Origin of the sequence: Sphingobacterium micropteri (assembly GCF_014692515.1) — a bacterium.
GTDB lineage: Bacteria > Bacteroidota > Bacteroidia > Sphingobacteriales > Sphingobacteriaceae > Sphingobacterium > Sphingobacterium micropteri.
The window spans coordinates 1-15498 of the sequence record NZ_JACOIK010000001.1; the positions used below are offsets into that span (position 1 = coordinate 1).

17 protein-coding genes and 2 rRNA genes are annotated in these 15498 nt (G+C 40.8%); 9 read left to right on the plus strand and 10 right to left on the minus strand.

Translation table 11 applies throughout. The features are described 5' to 3' along the window. Both H8B06_RS00005 and rrf read left to right on the plus strand, forming a co-directional pair. Positions 1–197, plus strand: a 23S ribosomal RNA gene (locus tag H8B06_RS00005); the annotation flags it as partial. Positions 198–269: 72 nt separating this feature from the next. Next, a 5S ribosomal RNA gene (gene rrf, locus H8B06_RS00010) occupies positions 270–381 on the plus strand. Positions 382–633: 252 nt separating this feature from the next. On the opposite strand, the gene sucD is transcribed toward rrf, so the two are convergent. Both sucD and H8B06_RS00020 read right to left on the minus strand, forming a co-directional pair. Beyond that, positions 634–1506 (minus strand): succinate--CoA ligase subunit alpha, encoded by an 873-nt coding sequence (sucD, locus tag H8B06_RS00015; protein WP_130143517.1) that lies wholly within the window; start codon positions 1504–1506, stop codon positions 634–636. Positions 1507–1640: 134 nt separating this feature from the next. After that, positions 1641–2174, minus strand: a complete 534-nt coding sequence (locus H8B06_RS00020; RefSeq protein WP_190992243.1) for an RNA methyltransferase — start codon at positions 2172–2174, stop codon at positions 1641–1643. A 146-nt stretch (positions 2175–2320) separates the two neighbouring features. Between H8B06_RS00020 and rpsT the strand changes: the two genes are divergently transcribed. Further along, a complete protein-coding gene (rpsT, locus tag H8B06_RS00025) occupies positions 2321–2575 on the plus strand; it encodes a 30S ribosomal protein S20 (RefSeq protein ID WP_190992696.1) in 255 nt (84 codons plus the stop codon). A gap of 84 nt (positions 2576–2659) precedes the next feature. On the opposite strand, the gene H8B06_RS00030 is transcribed toward rpsT, so the two are convergent. Both H8B06_RS00030 and H8B06_RS00035 read right to left on the minus strand, forming a co-directional pair. Further along, a complete protein-coding gene (locus H8B06_RS00030; RefSeq protein ID WP_190992244.1) occupies positions 2660–3532 on the minus strand; it encodes a 3-keto-disaccharide hydrolase in 873 nt (290 codons plus the stop codon). 15 nt (positions 3533–3547) lie between these two features. Next, positions 3548–4363, minus strand: a complete 816-nt coding sequence (locus tag H8B06_RS00035) for a helix-turn-helix transcriptional regulator (protein WP_190992245.1) — start codon at positions 4361–4363, stop codon at positions 3548–3550. 127 nt (positions 4364–4490) lie between these two features. Between H8B06_RS00035 and H8B06_RS00040 the strand changes: the two genes are divergently transcribed. Further along, positions 4491–5987 carry a succinate CoA transferase gene (locus H8B06_RS00040; RefSeq protein ID WP_190992246.1) on the plus strand — a complete coding sequence of 499 codons (1497 nt, stop codon included), beginning with the start codon at positions 4491–4493 and terminating at the stop codon, positions 5985–5987. Positions 5988–6054: 67 nt separating this feature from the next. Here H8B06_RS00040 and H8B06_RS00045 read toward each other — a convergent pair whose 3' ends face one another. The 5 genes from H8B06_RS00045 to H8B06_RS00065 all read right to left on the minus strand — a co-directional run bounded on the left by H8B06_RS00045 (position 6055) and on the right by H8B06_RS00065 (position 9972). Further along, on the minus strand, positions 6055–6633 hold the full coding sequence (locus H8B06_RS00045; RefSeq protein WP_190992247.1) for a hypothetical protein: 579 nt from the start codon (positions 6631–6633) through the stop codon (positions 6055–6057). Between the two features lie 134 nt (positions 6634–6767). Beyond that, positions 6768–7715 carry a glycerophosphodiester phosphodiesterase family protein gene (locus H8B06_RS00050; protein ID WP_190992248.1) on the minus strand — a complete coding sequence of 316 codons (948 nt, stop codon included), beginning with the start codon at positions 7713–7715 and terminating at the stop codon, positions 6768–6770. Beyond that, the gene (locus H8B06_RS00055; RefSeq protein WP_190992249.1) at positions 7699–8220 is read right to left on the minus strand and encodes a shikimate kinase; all 522 of its coding nucleotides are present in this window, start codon (positions 8218–8220) and stop codon (positions 7699–7701) included. The genes H8B06_RS00050 and H8B06_RS00055 overlap by 17 nt, the downstream gene beginning before the upstream one ends. Then, positions 8220–9419, minus strand: coding sequence for a BT_3928 family protein (locus H8B06_RS00060; protein ID WP_190992250.1), 1200 nt, complete (start codon positions 9417–9419; stop codon positions 8220–8222). Before H8B06_RS00060 ends, H8B06_RS00055 begins: the two co-directional genes overlap by 1 nt. 4 nt (positions 9420–9423) lie before the next feature. After that, positions 9424–9972, minus strand: coding sequence for a DUF1599 domain-containing protein (locus H8B06_RS00065; RefSeq protein WP_190992251.1), 549 nt, complete (start codon positions 9970–9972; stop codon positions 9424–9426). A 347-nt stretch (positions 9973–10319) separates the two neighbouring features. Here H8B06_RS00065 and H8B06_RS00070 point away from each other — a divergent pair, with 347 nt between their 5' ends. Genes H8B06_RS00070 through cysM form a run of 4 tightly spaced genes read left to right on the plus strand, consistent with a single transcriptional unit; the run spans position 10320 to position 13220 of the window. Next, on the plus strand, positions 10320–11117 hold the full coding sequence (locus H8B06_RS00070; RefSeq protein WP_190992252.1) for a HipA family kinase: 798 nt from the start codon (positions 10320–10322) through the stop codon (positions 11115–11117). Continuing rightward, positions 11095–11478, plus strand: coding sequence for a DUF3037 domain-containing protein (locus H8B06_RS00075; RefSeq protein WP_190992253.1), 384 nt, complete (start codon positions 11095–11097; stop codon positions 11476–11478). The genes H8B06_RS00070 and H8B06_RS00075 overlap by 23 nt, the downstream gene beginning before the upstream one ends. A gap of 60 nt (positions 11479–11538) precedes the next feature. Next, positions 11539–12348 (plus strand): serine O-acetyltransferase EpsC, encoded by an 810-nt coding sequence (gene epsC, locus H8B06_RS00080; protein ID WP_190992254.1) that lies wholly within the window; start codon positions 11539–11541, stop codon positions 12346–12348. Then, complete coding sequence (gene cysM, locus H8B06_RS00085) at positions 12348–13220, plus strand: cysteine synthase CysM (RefSeq protein ID WP_190992255.1); 873 nt, start codon at positions 12348–12350, stop codon at positions 13218–13220. Before epsC ends, cysM begins: the two co-directional genes overlap by 1 nt. A 39-nt stretch (positions 13221–13259) precedes the next feature. Here the strand turns inward: cysM and H8B06_RS00090 are convergent, their stop codons facing one another. Then, positions 13260–13955 carry a hypothetical protein gene (locus tag H8B06_RS00090; protein WP_190992256.1) on the minus strand — a complete coding sequence of 232 codons (696 nt, stop codon included), beginning with the start codon at positions 13953–13955 and terminating at the stop codon, positions 13260–13262. Between the two features lie 86 nt (positions 13956–14041). Between H8B06_RS00090 and H8B06_RS00095 the strand changes: the two genes are divergently transcribed. Then, positions 14042–15493 (plus strand): DUF3943 domain-containing protein, encoded by a 1452-nt coding sequence (locus H8B06_RS00095; protein WP_190992257.1) that lies wholly within the window; start codon positions 14042–14044, stop codon positions 15491–15493. The last annotated feature ends 5 nt before the right edge of the window (positions 15494–15498 follow it).

Here is a 15498-nt window from a genome sequence, read left to right on the forward strand (position 1 = left end):
AACCAGTTATGCCGCCAGGTGTACTGCTGGGTAGCTACGTGCGGTCAGGATAAGCGCTGAAAGCATCTAAGTGCGAAACCTGCCACGAGATAAGGCTTCCTTACAGGGCCGTGGGAGACTACCACGTCGATAGGCCGCAGGTGTATAGATGGAGACATCACAGCTGAGCGGTACTAATAGCCCGAAGCTTTCCGCGCCGGAAAGTTCGTCTGTCCTCCCGTGTTTTTCTTTTCTTTTCCGATGTATGTCATAAATGTTAACAAAGATATTCAGGTGCCTATATCGGCGGTGTCTACCTCTTCCCATTCCGAACAGAGCAGTCAAGCCCGCCAGAGCCGATGGTACTGCCGTAAAAGGTGGGAGAGTAGGTCGGTGCCGGTTTTTATACAGGGCCCCTGCAGTATAACTGCAGGGGCTTTTTTATTGTTTTTCTTTTCGACCAGCAATTATTCTCTCTTATGAAGATCGTATTACGACAATCGGTGGCCTAACGGGTTCTAAAAAACAATTGATTGGGCGGGGGAGTTCTATCCGTTTGGGCGGATAACACAGTTAATTATGATAATAAATAGAAGAGAAAAGCCCGGAGGTGAGTCCGGGCTTTTCTAATTTCTTGATAAGAAAAGGTATGAGTTATTTTGCCAATTCTTCAGCAATAGCGACGCCAATTTCAGCAGGAGATTCTACTACACGTATACCGCATTCACGCATAATTTTCATTTTGGCAGCAGCCGTATCATCCGCTCCACCTACGATCGCACCGGCATGGCCCATACGACGTCCTGGAGGCGCTGTCTGTCCTGCAATAAAGCCAACTACAGGCTTCGTACCGTGTTCTTTAATCCACCGAGCAGCTTCTGCTTCCATACCGCCGCCGATTTCACCGATCATGATAATACCTGCCGTTTCTGGGTCATTCATCAATAATTCTACAGCTTCTTTGGTGGTTGTTCCGATAATAGGGTCTCCACCAATACCTATAGCCGTTGTAATACCTAAACCTGCTTTTACCGTTTGGTCTACTGCTTCGTATGTCAGTGTTCCCGATTTAGAAACAACACCTACGTTTCCTTTTTTGAAAATAAAGCCCGGCATGATGCCTATTTTAGCTTCTTCAGCCGTGATAATACCCGGACAGTTTGGTCCGATTAATCTAGAATTCTTGTCGCTCAAGTATGATTTTACTTGAATCATATCTTTAGTAGGGATACCCTCTGTGATACAAACAATAACTTCGATACCTGCTTGAGCAGCTTCCATAATGGCGTCAGCAGCAAATGCAGGAGGAACAAAAATGATCGAAACGTTAGCGCCAGTCGCTTCTACTGCATCTTGTACTGTATTGAACACCGGACGATCTAAATGAGATTGTCCTCCTTTACCTGGAGTAACGCCCCCTACTACATTTGTACCGTACTCAATCATTTGAGATGCGTGATAAGTACCTTCATTTCCGGTAAAGCCTTGTACAATTACCTTTGAATCTTTATTTACTAATACACTCATTTTTTCTGTTTTTTTGCAAAGCAAATCTACCATTTTGCGACGACTTCTGAAAATTTAATATACGATTGTCAACCGTACGAAAATTTTTTACAACGGCAATGCATACAATTGTTTACATGGTTACTGAGCTTTATTTATAAGCACTCCCATTTTTGCCTAAACTGCCATAGTACAATGCCAATAGTAACCGAGACATTTAACGAATGTTTAGTGCCGAATTGTGGGATTTCGATGCAGCCGTCGACGATTTGCATGACTTCATCAGATACACCGTGTACCTCATTGCCGAATATTAACGCATATTTCTTTTTAGGTTGTATCTCAAACTGTTGTAAAGATATACTCTCCACAGCTTGTTCTATAGCAAGAATTATATAATCTTCTCTTTTTAGCTGTTCGACGATCGTAAATGTATCACGATGATATGCCCAGTCAATGGATTGTGTAGCACCTAACGCTGTTTTTTCTATTTCGCGGTGTGGGGGGGTACCCGTAATACCACATAAAATAACTTTTTCAATAGCAAATCCGTCCGCAGTACGGAAAGTTGATCCTACATTATGCATGCTTCGTACATTGTCCAATACAACGACAACCGGGATTTTTTCTTGGTTTTTAAAAGAATCGATATCAACCCGATTCAACTCTTCCATGGATAATTTTCGCATAGGCGAAATTAAAGAAATTAAAAAGTAAAAGGCGAAAAAAGAACGTTCGCATAACATTTTTAAAATACATTTTGAATATTGGAAATAGTATGCTATTTTTGCATTCCGAAATTAGTATAAAAAGAAATATAAATATAGCTAGAGAAATGGCAAATCATAAATCAGCGCTTAAAAGAATCAGAGCAAATGCGGCAAAACGCTTAAGAAATCGTTACCAAGCAAAAACTACTCGTAATGCGATTAAAAAATTACGTAATACAACCGATGCTGAAGAGGCTAAAGTGTTGTTGCCGAGAGTTGTTTCTATGCTTGATCGTTTGGCTAAGAAAAATGTTATCCACAAGAACAAAGCTGCTAACAACAAATCTAAATTAACGAAGTTAGTTAGTAAATTAGGTTAATTTTAAGCCTGTTCTTTAATAAGAATAAAAAAGGGATGTATTATTTACATCCCTTTTCTTGTTGACCTTTTGATACAGATTATGCTAAAGGAACTTAGGATCAGGCAAAATACTTAAAATAATCTCGTCCAGTTTAGCCTTGTTGTCTTTGTAGGGAGCTAGATCGTATAATTCCACTTTTCGAAAATCGATCGGATGACTTTCACTTTGCAGGTAAATAAATCCTTTATTTAAAAGCTTTCCGTCCGCTTTTTGAGCAGGATCATAAGGTTCGACGTTCCCTCCTCCAATTTGGGGCTTGTGATATTCCAATACCACCTCGCCTTCTAGTATGTGTTGAATAAGAGAGTCTCCTAATACGAGGAAATCAGCCGTTACCCATTCGTCTCCATGATAGGTTTTTGATGTGGAGCTTGTACAATGAGGGGTAAATAATGTTCCGTCAATAACGACGTTTGTTCCAGGCGTGCACAAGTTCGATGTCGTACGTTCATCCTTGCCATTTCCACCTAGAAATTGCCCTTCAATAGAAATCGGGAAATCTTGGTCTTTTAGCATAGTATTTGGATCCTGTCCGTGAAGCATTGCCCCGCTATTGCGCCAAGCCCAGCCTTCACCACCTTTTACCTGCTCATCAACAAAACGGTATTCTACACGGAGAAGATAATAGCTATAAGGCGTATTGTAGGCAAGGTGACCATATTGTTGATTGAATTCGTCATAACCATCGTAGCGTACTTTAAGCAGACCGTCTTCGACCCGAAAAGTATTGGCGTAGTTCTCGCCTACTTCGTGCAATCGGATTTTTGGCGTCCAGTCATTTATATCATTGCCATTAAAAAGCTGAATTGGTTTAGGAGTTTCCGCTGACACGGTAGTTTTACTTCCCGTAGAGGAGCAAGCCAATATAATGGCACTCGTTGCTAATACCGATAGAAAACTTAATTTGATTTTCATGCGTCTAGTTTAAGGTTATAATAATAAATTTTTGTTTTTGATATATTCGCTGGGTCTCACTCCAATAACCTTATTAAAGGTATTGCTGAAAGTTGGTAAGCTGCTGTAACCCACACGCATCGCTACTTCGTTTACACTCATCTTCTCGTCCAGAAGCAATTTTAGTGCAGTGAGCATACGTAGAATAGTGTAATATTGGATAAAGCTCATGTTTAGTTCCCGTTGAAAAAGACGAGCTAGTGTGCGTTCACTGACCTCAAATTCGTTCGCCAGATTTTTAAAGCTGATATTTTTATCTATCCGTTGTTCCAAATAATTGACAATCATTTTTAGCTTTTCATGTTTCGGATAGGGGAGCGCTAAAGGCAATTCCGTTTGAGATATTTCCGGCAGGATTAATTTAAAAGCCTTAGCAATTGAGTATTTAGGTTCTTCTGTAGGTAATATATTACCTGTCCACCGATTGGTAAACATAATAAACTCAATTAAAAAATCATTGACAGGATAGATGTTTACTTTATCAAAAAAATCGGTGTCCGTATCAAATGGAGGGAAATATAAATTCCGCATCACGACTTCGGGACTACTTGGGTAAATACTGTGTCTTATTCCGCCTGGAATCCATATATAATGACGTGCGGGTAGAAAGTACGATTTTTCATCCGTTTTTAAAAAAACAATTCCTCCTTCTGTATAGAGAAACTGCCCTTTTGTATGGCTGTGTTCGGAAATGAAGCTTTCTCCCATAAGTGCATGGTGGCAATAAATACTATCTTCGAAAGTGTCTACTTCCGTCATGTAATATTTGTCAACATAAAGCGTTCTGTCCATTGTTTTCTGAAGTAAAAGGCATAAATTTCCTATTTTTTGACGACATAACCAAAAAAGTAGGAGACATACGGAAAATTGATTATTATTGTTTATCTTACAGATTGTAGCAGATAACAGCGTATTTTATATGACAGTGGAAAGAATTAAATTAGAAAGGCTAAAAGATAAAGTGATGACCGTACAAGAAGCGGTCGATTTTTTTGAGAACGATATGGTGGTGGGGGCGAGTGGCTTCACAAAAGCGGGAGATAGTAAGGTTGTGTTGGAAGCGTTGGCAGAACGTGCTAAAAAGGAGGATATAAAAATTACGTTGATGACCGGGGCTTCATTAGGACATGATACAGATGGCAAGTTGGCCGCTGCGGGGGCACTAAAAAAGCGAATGCCCTTTCAGGTAGATCGGACGTTGCGAAACAAAATCAATGCAGGTGAAGTATTGTTTATAGATCAACATCTTAGTGAGAGTGCGGAGTTGCTGCACAATAAGAATCTTCCTGCTGTTGATATTGCGGTTATTGAAGTAGCATACATTGATCGGGACGGGAGTCTGGTACTTACTACATCTGTAGGAAATTCTGCCACCTTTGCTGAGTTGGCGGAAAAAATCATTATTGAGATTAATACGGCTATCCCGATGGAGGTTTATGGTCTCCATGATATATATAAGCCTGAGAACTATCCTCATAGAAATGTGATTCCTATTGTTGCGCCTTGGAATAAGATTGGACGTAAGACCATTTCTGTTAATCCAGATAAAATTGTTGGAATCGTTTTTACAGATAAGAAAGACAGTCCGGCAGATATCGCCGAGCCGGATGCAAAAACAACGGCAATAGCTGCCCATATTTTGAATTTCTTTGAGAACGAGGTGCAATTAGGGCATTTAACCGATCGACTGCAGCCATTGCAGGCGGGAATCGGAAAGGTGGCGAACGCGGTATTGATGGGATTTAAAAACAGTAATTTTTATGATTTAACGATGTTTTCCGAAGTACTGCAAGATAGTACATTTGATTTGATAGATGCCGGAAAACTATCTTTTGCTTCTGCCTCGTCTATTACGGTGTCCGAAGAATGTTATGAACGGGTATTCAATAATTTACAACGGTATCGGGATAAAATTGTACTACGACCTCAAAATATTTCTAATACACCGGGTTTGATTCGTCGGTTAGGCGTTATTGCCATCAACACGGCGATTGAATTTGATATTTACGGAAACGTTAACTCCACGCATATCGCGGGTTCCAAAATCATGAATGGTATCGGTGGTTCAGGTGATTTTGCGAGAAATGCGTACCTCAGTATTTTCGTAACGCAAGCAGCTTCCAAGAATAATACAATTTCGCATGTGCTGCCCATGGTATCCCATGTGGATCATACCGAACATGACGTGGATGTTTTGGTAACAGATATCGGACTAGCTGATTTACGTGGGCTTGCGCCGAGAGAACGTGCTCAAAAAATCATTGAAAACTGTGTGCACCCTGATTTTAGAACAGAACTTCAATCCTATTTTGATAGAGCCTGCGACAGAGGGGGGCATACACCCCATTTATTAGAAGAAGCTTTTAGCTGGCATTTAAGGCTTGCGGAGACTGGTACAATGAAGAAACTTACTTAAAAAAACAAAAAGCACATCCCATTCACGCAGGATGTGCTTTTTATTATACCAAACTACTACTGTTTTCTTATCTGTTGCCCGGAAGATAGATTTGGAAACCAACGCTCACACCAAGTCCGCTTTGCCCACCGCCAGAATTGACGTTAGCTTTACTGTAGTTATAACCTGCTGCTACTTCCAATGCAACCGTCTGTGTAATGAAGTGTGCATACCCTACATTTGCTCCTAATGCCAACGAGACATCACTTCCCGGACTACTTCCAGCAATACCGATATCACCTTGTCCAAAGAACCGTCCGCTTGCACTAGCTCCTCCAGGGAAGTAGTAACGTACAAAAGGAGAAATCCCATAGTTATACACATTGTCTTGGTCTTTAATAGCAGTTAAGCCTAAACTGGCCTGAGCACCTATTGCTAAACCGTCAGCTACAAAATAACCCGCACGAGGATTAAGATTGATATTGAATTGGTCACCTTCGAAGCTATAACCAATATTTCCGATGGATCCACCAACCATCCAATTGCCCTGTCTAATCGGTTCTAATCCTACGTTAGCAGATGTTTGTGGTGTCGTCTCTACACGTTGTGCCTGTGCGCTGATTGCGAAGCCTCCTAATACGAGGCATAAAAATGTAAACTTCTTCATATTACGATCTATTACGTTAAAATTATTTTATCTAAGTTAATAACGTTTTGTGACCATAATTGTTTGACGTAATTTAATAAATTATAGAAGCGATGTGAAAATGTAGTAAAAGATCTACTTTTTCTATTAGAAAATTAATTGATAAAGGGAGAGGAAAGTCCTCTTTGTTTGTTATAATAATCTAGTGTTTTCGCGGCTTGAAATGGCCGGTCAGTACTCAATATATCAGCTCCGTTTTCAATATATTCGGCGTAAACCTGTTCGCCTCTTTGCTGCGCTTGGCGGTCCAGGTTTCCGATGGTGCCCAAAATACATAAAATACCATGCTGATGAAGTAGATCGATTAGTTTTTTGTCTGCTTGCGATGTGCCGATAAAAGCCACAAGTCGCGTGTCCGGAATATCCAGATCATTTAAACGTATCAAGTCTTCTACTTTTTTTATAGAAGCTGAAATCATTAAATCTGGTGCCAAGTTATGTACTGTTGCCGCTTGGTTGGCACTGTAAGTAATGATGATCACATATGCTTCGGCTTTTGTTTTTCTAATGGCATCTACCACGAGCTGATAAGGGACATTTCTTTTCACATCCAATGTGAAAAGAACTTGGCCGACACCCCACCGTAACGTTTCCTCCAATGTCGGAATACGATAGTTGGTTATAGTTCCTGCAGGATCTTTGAGGTTTAACTCCTTCAACTCCGCTAATGTATGTCGACTAACTTTTCCCTTTCCTGTTGTAGTACGGTCTACTGTTTCGTCATGCATTAAAACGAGAACAGAATCTTTCGTAAGTGCAATGTCACACTCGATAATGGCCGGCATTTTCGAGGCCACGCGTTGAAAAGTTTCTATGGAATTTTCGGGATAATCTGTATCCGGCCCGCCCCGATGTGCGCTAACCAATGGAACCCTTTTTTCCGAATAGGTAAGGAAACGATATAAGTCCTCCACCCCTTTAAAATTAAATACCTGCGAAGCATTACCGAATCGGATGGTATCCGCTGTGGTGTTATTCCTGAAGCAGCTGCAGAAAAACAATAGAAGCACGAGCGTTAAATAAAAATTATTTATTTTCTGCATAGGTTTCAATGGATTGACATATAGTATCTAAAGAACTGTTTAACTGATCAATTTGGATATGTGCTTGCTTATAAAAAAATTCTCTTTCACCCAATTTTTCTTCAATAAATTGTAGGAGAGCTTCATCTCGTAAACCTTGGAGAGCAGGGCGGGAAGCAATATTGGATTGTTGCAATCTATTATATAAGGCTTTGGGTGTAAGATATAGATAAACGGCAATGCCGTTTTCTAAAATCCATTGCATGTTATCGAAAAAACAAGGACTCCCCCCACCGGTAGAGACTACTGCTCGTTTTCCCTGTTGTTCTTTGAGCATTTGGCTTTCCAATTCGCGAAAGTTTTGTTCGCCATATGCTGTAAAGTATTCCGGTATTGACATGCCGATACGTTCAACAATCAGGTGATCTAAATCAATAAACTGCATGCTCAGATGGTTGGCTAGCTTTTTGCCTAGGGTAGTCTTCCCACTGCCCATAAAACCGATTAAAAATATAGGCTTATCCATTATTTCCCTAAATAATCTTCTTCTAATTCTTCTTTTGATGGGAATGTGATTTTTGACCACTTTTTGATTACCGTGCCATTTTGCAATAACAATACACCCGGGTTAGAGCGAACCATACTTTTAAGTGGAACGGCATCAACATAAAATGTTTCCAATACCAGATCCATTTCATCATGAAGGCCTCTTGCCACTTGTGATGGGCTGGCGGTCAATAATATTGCCCGGAGGTTGTAATCGGTTGCTAGATCACGGATGGTGGTATTGATACGATCCAGTGCGATAATGTCTGCTAAAGACAACTGGTCTGCATATGTACTTACGACCACAAAGTTGTAATAAGGATTGGTGATGATTTCTTCTGTCACATCGTTCCCTTCCATGTCGGATATCACCAAATCTGGAATGGGAATCTGATATCCTTTTTTGATAAGTTTCGACGTAGGTTCGCCAATGATTTCCCAATTGTCATCTTCCCAGATGCCGTTCATATATTCCTTATCGGTCACTTTTTTGACTTCTGCCGTTTGCTTATGTTTTATTTCATAAATATATTCGTATAGATCACCTTTTTCTCCTTCAGGAAGCACCCTTAATGCTGGGATATTGTTCCCTTCTTTATAAGGAAGAAAATCTATAAAAGGAAGGAAGTAGATGGTATAAATGCCAATTCCAAAAGCTAGAAGTACAATCAATGTACTGACAAGACCTATCGTAGTTGAGTTAGAAAAGATAGGTGTAATCCGTGTCCGGTACTTGAAAATGATAAACACGAAGATCAATAAAATAATATCTTTAATAAAAGATTGCCACGGTGTTAAGGGGATGGCATCACCAAAACATCCGCAAGAACTCACCACCTCAAAAAAAGCAGAATAGAATGTTAGGAATAGAAAAAATACGGTTAACAGCAATAATCCCCAAGCTACCTTGTTTTTATAGATTCCCAATAATAAAAATACCCCTAAAACGATTTCTAAGCCACAGATAAGGACAGCTAACCAGGTACTATAGTCATGGAGAAAATCCATGTGGAAAACAAGAAAGTATTCTTGCAGTTTATAGCCGAAGCCAGTCGGATCATTGGCTTTGATTAAGCCTGAAAAAATAAACAGTACACCAACAAAAAGCCTGCTAAATCCTAATGCAATATCAATGGTATTGGTTTTCTTTTTTCGTGTAGGGGTGAAATTCGTTTCCATGAGTCTATTTTTGTTCAGCAAGTCCTAATTTTATAAGTGCAAAAACAGCATAGTTTAGCATATCTTGATAGTTTGCCTGTAGTCCTTCCGATACAAGGGTTTGCCCATTGTTGTCTTCAATTTGTTTGACCCGGTGAATTTTCATAAGGATAAGGTCTGTCAAGGAAGAAATACGCATTTCTCGCCAAGCCTCCCCATAATCATGATTTTTGGCAAACATCAAGTCACGTGTTTCGTTTACCTTTTCGGTGTATTGCTTGTCTACAATGTCATATGGCAAGTTCTCCCCCGCATCTTCTGGTAGCTCCAATTGCATCATCGCAATCACACAATAGTTGACGATACCGATATATTCGCCTAAAATGTCTTCTCCCACTTTTGAAACTTTTTTGACCTCCAATGTCCGTATGCGTTGTGCTTTAATATAAATTTGATCCGTTATAGATGGCGGACGCATAATCCGCCAGGCAGTACCATAATCTTTTGTTTTCTTCAGAAATAAATCCTTGCAATGTCTTATAACGTTATTATACTCGGTATTCGTGTCCGTCATTGTTATCACCTTTTCTACAAATATAATTAGAATATGTTTAAGGGGGAGGTCATAAATAAGTACAATTTGCCATAAACGAAACCATCATGATTTATCCAAGGCACATTTGAGTGATGAATAAATCGAGCTTACGAACTCTGGAATACTTGTTTAACAGACCTTGGCGATAAATCTGATAGCTTCATCGCCTTTAAAAATAACCGAGTGTAACGAGCTCATTTATTCCATGGAAATCTTACAGTCATAAATAATTACATACGGATGAAAAATAATTCCGTTCTTTGAGATAGAAATTAAATAGAGGGACGAAGTTTATACGGATGAAACCGAAATGTAAATAAGCGTGTATGAAGATATTTAAACCAGAAATACGTGACGTTCGTATTATACGTTATGTTCAGCCTTTTCGGGAAGGAGGATCATTGCCAGCATTGGTAGATGCGAATGATGGATTTAGCTATGTCATTAAGTTTCGTGGAGCGGGACAAGGAAGAAAAGCCCTAGTAGCCGAGCTCATCGGAGGGGAACTCTGTCGTTTCTTAGGCCTTCGTATGCCTGAATTGGTATTTGCCGATCTCGACGAATCCTTTGCACGTATGGAACCAGACGAAGAGATACAGGATTTGTTGCGTTTCTCGGTGGGAAAAAACCTGGGTGTACATTTTTTGAACGGAGCGGTCACGTTTGATCCGAATGTGGATGAGATTGCCGAAGACGAGGCATCTAAGATTGTCTGGCTAGACGCGTTACTCATGAATGTAGATCGTACCGTTCGAAACACCAATATGTTGATATGGCATAAAGAACTCTGGCTGATAGACCATGGGGCATCTCTTTATTTCCACCATGCATGGGATAATTGGGAAGAACAATTGGCAAAACCGTTTCTACAAATAAAGGATCATGTGCTACTCCATTTGGCGTCCAAAGTAGAAGAGGTGGACGCACGATATCGGTCTCATTTTACAGAAGAGAATTTGTGGAATATATTACGAGTGGTTCCCGATGAATGGTTGGTAGACGAGCATAGGCAATTGCGTGCCGATGACGCAAGAGAGGTATATGTGTCTTTTTTATTGGGAAGGCTGGCTCATTCGGGAAACTTTATAAAACAGATACAGCATGAGCGAGAGAACACTATATGAGTATGCTGTGGTACGCGTGGTGCCTCGCGTGGAGCGTGACGAATTTATCAATGTTGGCGTAGCGCTCTATTGTCGGAAGCAACGTTATGCCGAGGTCAAGATTTATGTAGACGAGGCTAAATGTAAAATGTTGGACTCGGAGATCGATCTGGCTCTTATTGCAAAGCACCTAGATTCTTTTCAGCGTATTTGTGTTGGGGATAAAGGAGGGGGGAAACTCGCGACTTTAGAACAAGCAGAACGTTTTCGCTGGCTGACGGCAAAACGGAGTACCATGATCCAATGTTCGGTTGTGCATCCGGGCTTATGTGTTTCGGCAGAGCAGACCCATCAAGAACTATTTGAAAAATTAGTGCTATAGAAAGCCTCATTTTTTTATAGGAATCGTAAATTTGAATGAATACTAAATACCGTATATAGAATGGAAGAATTTTATCGACATATATATCAAAAACAAATGGAAGTGCAGGATATGCCGAGCAATGCCCGTATAGCCGATTGGGCGATGCATGTGCTCCATCTGCTATTTCCGGAACGGCAATCTTCCCATTTTCAGGATGTGCAAGATGTGCGCAAAGCTTTTGAAGAGGCGGAAGAAGAATTGTTGGAATTGTTAATGAAAACAAAAGCATGTTCACATTGTGATAACAAACGGATTGCACGCCGATTTTTAGAAGAGCTACCTGCTATTTATGAAGTCATGCTTACGGATGCGCAAGCTATTATGGATGGAGATCCTGCCGCGCGGAGTTTACGGGAAGTAATACGAACATATCCCGGTTTTACAGCCATATGCGTATACCGTCTAGCACATCAATTGTGGAGATCAGATGTGCCGCTTATTCCCCGTATATTGACCGAACATGCACATTCCAAGACAGGGATAGACATCCATCCGGGCGCCCGGATAGGTCGATATTTATATATAGATCATGGAACAGGCCTGGTGATAGGAGAGACTTGCGTCATTGGCGACCACGTCAAATTATACCAAGGCGTTACATTGGGGGCACTGAGTGTAGAAAAAAATATGATTGATACCCAACGGCATCCTATTATCGAAGATCATGTCATTATCTATGCCGGGGCAACGATTTTAGGAGGACAAACCGTCATCGGTCATCACTCCGTTATTGGTGGAAATGTATGGTTGACATCCAGTGTAGCACCATACACCACGGTTTATCATCAGCCTAATTCAAAATTTATTGACTCAAAACCTATCGTATAATGGGAAAACTGATAGATGCCATTGGCAATACACCGCTCGTAGAACTCACATCGTTTCACGATAACTCTAAGGTTAAGATTTTTGTGAAAATGGAAGGGAATAATCCAGCAGGCTCCGTAAAAGATAGAGCTGCCCTAAACATGATCCGGTCTGCGTTGGAAAGAGGAGAAATTACGAAGAACACAAAATTAATAGAAGCCACTTCTGGTAATACCGGTATCGCTTTGGCTATGATAGCAGGTATATATGGTTTGGAATTAGAACTCGTCATGCCTTCTTCATCTACCCGAGAACGGACGTTGACTATGGAAGCTTATGGCGCGAAGGTGACCTTGCTGGAAAATATGGAAGTTTGCCGTGACTATGCAGAAGAAAAAGCAGCTTCGGGAGACTATTTTATTTTAAACCAGTTTGCCAATCCAGACAATTACAAAGCACATATCAAGTCAACAGGTCCGGAAATCTGGCGAGATACAGACGGAAAAATTACCCATTTTGTAAGCGCCATGGGAACAACAGGTACAATTATGGGGTGTTCTATGTTTTTAAAAGAGAAAAATCCCGCGATTCAGATTGTTGGTTGCCAACCCACGGAAGGATCTTCTATACCGGGAATTCGTAGGTGGCCGAAAGCCTATCTTCCAAAGATCTTTGATGCCTCGCGAGTGGATCGAGTTATCGATATTGCCGAATCGGACGCCGTACAGCGTACACGTGAACTGGCCCAAAAAGAAGGTGTTTTTGTCGGAATGAGTACCGGTGGAGCTTTTCACGCAGCCTTAAAAGTTGCTAGCGAAATGGAGGAAGGTATTGTTGTTTTTATCGCTTGTGACCGCGGGGATCGTTATTTAAGTTCCGACTTATTTGGATAAAAAGCGATGTGGACCAGATTAAACTTGGTCCACATCATTTTATTTATTATCCCTACTCCAAATTTCATAGATCGGATCGCCTTTAGAGCTTAAGCCACTATGATGCCAAGCGCCATCTTTCAACGCCCCTTCAAAGCTCAAGTTAGCGCCGACACGCGAATCGTCCCGAGAGAAAAATAGGATATGTTCACTGTATTTACCGTCGGTAAATGTATAATGCCCTCCTCCTGTCCCGGAGAAAGTCTTCGCTCCTGGATCTATAGCCATCCATTGGAAATAGCCATCCACTAAGAGCTTAATGGTTTTGCGGGTGCCGCTTTGGTGTATTTGAGCGAGGTCGTTCCCTTGCTTTCGTCCAGTTATTCGCCATAAACCATCTAAATCTTGTGTTTTCGCAGTTTCTTTTTTCCACGCCTGTCCCGATTGTTCTAGCAATCCGTCTGCATTTGCAGTTAGTGCAAAGCTTTTTGTTTGACCGACAGTCTGCGCATCGGCATCGTTATATTCAATTTGAACGTTTAACGCTCCATCCTGATACGTATAGGGGCCACCAAAGGTCGATATATACGTGTTATCTTTATAGGTGGTTTGAGAAGAATACCCATCAATAAACATCCAAACAATATTGGTGTCGCCTTTTTTTGTCATATATACGCCTCTAAGATTCGGTGTAGTTTGTGCTATTATAAGTGTAGCGATACACATTAAAATAATCGATAAAATTGATTTTCTCATGATTGTCTGTGTTAGTCCAACATAAAAATAACAAATTATAGGAGAACATGTTCACACAAATTATACCTTTGTGGGTTAAGATGATAATGAGGTTACTACACTATAGTTTCTTGCTGACGGTTTTATTCTTTTGGAGTGTTAACGCAGGGGCACAACATTTTGGCGTTCTACATGGTATCGATACCACAATACAACTGCTGGATACGAGCCGACAAGCACGGTGGGGAGCGTATAAGCGTACTACCCAAGAGCCGAAAAGGGAAAAGAAATTTTGGCGTGCAGGTTCGGAATGGCTTATTGCGAATATAGTTCCAGCTACTTTTAATCGGTTTATAACAAAAGACCCTTATTCCTATATCAGCTTTAAAAATTTCATCAATCATCAGCGATTTTCTGCATGGGATTGGGATGATAATCAGTTTACGACGAATCATTTAGACCATCCCTACCACGGACAACTTTATTTTAATGCATTCCGGAGTAATGGTTATAACTTTTATCAGTCCAGTGTCGCGACGTTGGCAGGGAGTTACCTTTGGGAAACCGGAGGAGAAACACAGGCCCCCTCTATTAATGATTTGGTAAATACGACGTACGGTGGAATTATCTTGGGCGAAATGACACATCGGATTGCCCGTAATATTTTGGGAAGAGGAAGTCGGCACCCCCATTCGCACGTCTCGAATGAAATAGGCGCCTTTTTTGTGAACCCGGTGAATGGTTTAAATCGTTTGCTCGATGGTAAATGGGGTAAGGTAGACGAATACAACGCGGTCGATTCTTCCACAATATGGACAGAAGTAAATATCGGTGTGCGCCGGTTCGATGCGCAAGAAGGAGATATTTTGGAAAAAGGAAAAAATGGGTCATACGGTCGGCTTAGGCTATGGTATAGTAACGGTTCGGAAAATATAACGCGTCCGTTTGATCAATTTTATGTAAACCTCGAATTTGGGAAAGGGGATAGTACCTTTATTAATGCGGTGAATGTACATGCGCTCCTCTATGGCCATAAATTCTTTGGAACGAAGCGTGGTGACCACTACGGCGTACTAAGTGCAAATTATGATTTTTATAACAATGATGCCTTTTTTTATGGGGCACAGAGTTTAGGCTATAATTGGAACTCGGAGTTTCGTTATAAAAAGCGAAATCGTCTAAATATGAGTGTAGGAGTGGGGGCAATTTTATTGGCCGGTGTGCCTGATCCTTATTTGTTATATGGTGCGAGCCGGAATTACAATTACGGCTCGGGAGCGGGATATCGTTACCATGCCGAGTTGAGTGTTTTGAACCGCTTGCTTATTACAGGAGATTACAATGGTGGTATCTTTTTTACTATCAGCGGCAACGATTCGTATTATATTCTACATGCCGGAACATTAGAAGCTAATTTGCGTCTCTTCAAAAATTTTTCGTTAAATGTTAGCTCCGGCTATTTCGCATTGGAAGGACATTTTGATGAAGAACAATATCCGGATTTCAATCGAAGTTTTCCTTTTGGACGATTGTCTATTGGGTACAATGTTAGGTTTTAGTATAT

What these genes read in the sequence shown, in the direction of transcription:
- H8B06_RS00090 (WP_190992256.1), bottom strand. Translation starts at nt 13,955, where the DNA reads ATGAGAAAATCAATTTTATCGATTATTTTAATGTGTATCGCTACACTT.
- H8B06_RS00070 (WP_190992252.1), top strand. Translation starts at nt 10,320, where the DNA reads ATGAAGATATTTAAACCAGAAATACGTGACGTTCGTATTATACGTTAT.
- H8B06_RS00065 (WP_190992251.1), bottom strand. Translation starts at nt 9,972, where the DNA reads ATGACGGACACGAATACCGAGTATAATAACGTTATAAGACATTGCAAG.
- epsC (WP_190992254.1), top strand. Translation starts at nt 11,539, where the DNA reads ATGGAAGAATTTTATCGACATATATATCAAAAACAAATGGAAGTGCAG.
- H8B06_RS00050 (WP_190992248.1), bottom strand. Translation starts at nt 7,715, where the DNA reads ATGCAGAAAATAAATAATTTTTATTTAACGCTCGTGCTTCTATTGTTT.
- rpsT (WP_190992696.1), top strand. Translation starts at nt 2,321, where the DNA reads ATGGCAAATCATAAATCAGCGCTTAAAAGAATCAGAGCAAATGCGGCA.
- H8B06_RS00060 (WP_190992250.1), bottom strand. Translation starts at nt 9,419, where the DNA reads ATGGAAACGAATTTCACCCCTACACGAAAAAAGAAAACCAATACCATT.
- H8B06_RS00075 (WP_190992253.1), top strand. Translation starts at nt 11,095, where the DNA reads ATGAGCGAGAGAACACTATATGAGTATGCTGTGGTACGCGTGGTGCCT.
- H8B06_RS00035 (WP_190992245.1), bottom strand. Translation starts at nt 4,363, where the DNA reads ATGGACAGAACGCTTTATGTTGACAAATATTACATGACGGAAGTAGAC.
- H8B06_RS00055 (WP_190992249.1), bottom strand. Translation starts at nt 8,220, where the DNA reads ATGGATAAGCCTATATTTTTAATCGGTTTTATGGGCAGTGGGAAGACT.
- H8B06_RS00040 (WP_190992246.1), top strand. Translation starts at nt 4,491, where the DNA reads ATGACAGTGGAAAGAATTAAATTAGAAAGGCTAAAAGATAAAGTGATG.
- sucD (WP_130143517.1), bottom strand. Translation starts at nt 1,506, where the DNA reads ATGAGTGTATTAGTAAATAAAGATTCAAAGGTAATTGTACAAGGCTTT.
- H8B06_RS00030 (WP_190992244.1), bottom strand. Translation starts at nt 3,532, where the DNA reads ATGAAAATCAAATTAAGTTTTCTATCGGTATTAGCAACGAGTGCCATT.
- H8B06_RS00095 (WP_190992257.1), top strand. Translation starts at nt 14,042, where the DNA reads ATGAGGTTACTACACTATAGTTTCTTGCTGACGGTTTTATTCTTTTGG.
- H8B06_RS00020 (WP_190992243.1), bottom strand. Translation starts at nt 2,174, where the DNA reads ATGCGAAAATTATCCATGGAAGAGTTGAATCGGGTTGATATCGATTCT.
- cysM (WP_190992255.1), top strand. Translation starts at nt 12,348, where the DNA reads ATGGGAAAACTGATAGATGCCATTGGCAATACACCGCTCGTAGAACTC.
- H8B06_RS00045 (WP_190992247.1), bottom strand. Translation starts at nt 6,633, where the DNA reads ATGAAGAAGTTTACATTTTTATGCCTCGTATTAGGAGGCTTCGCAATC.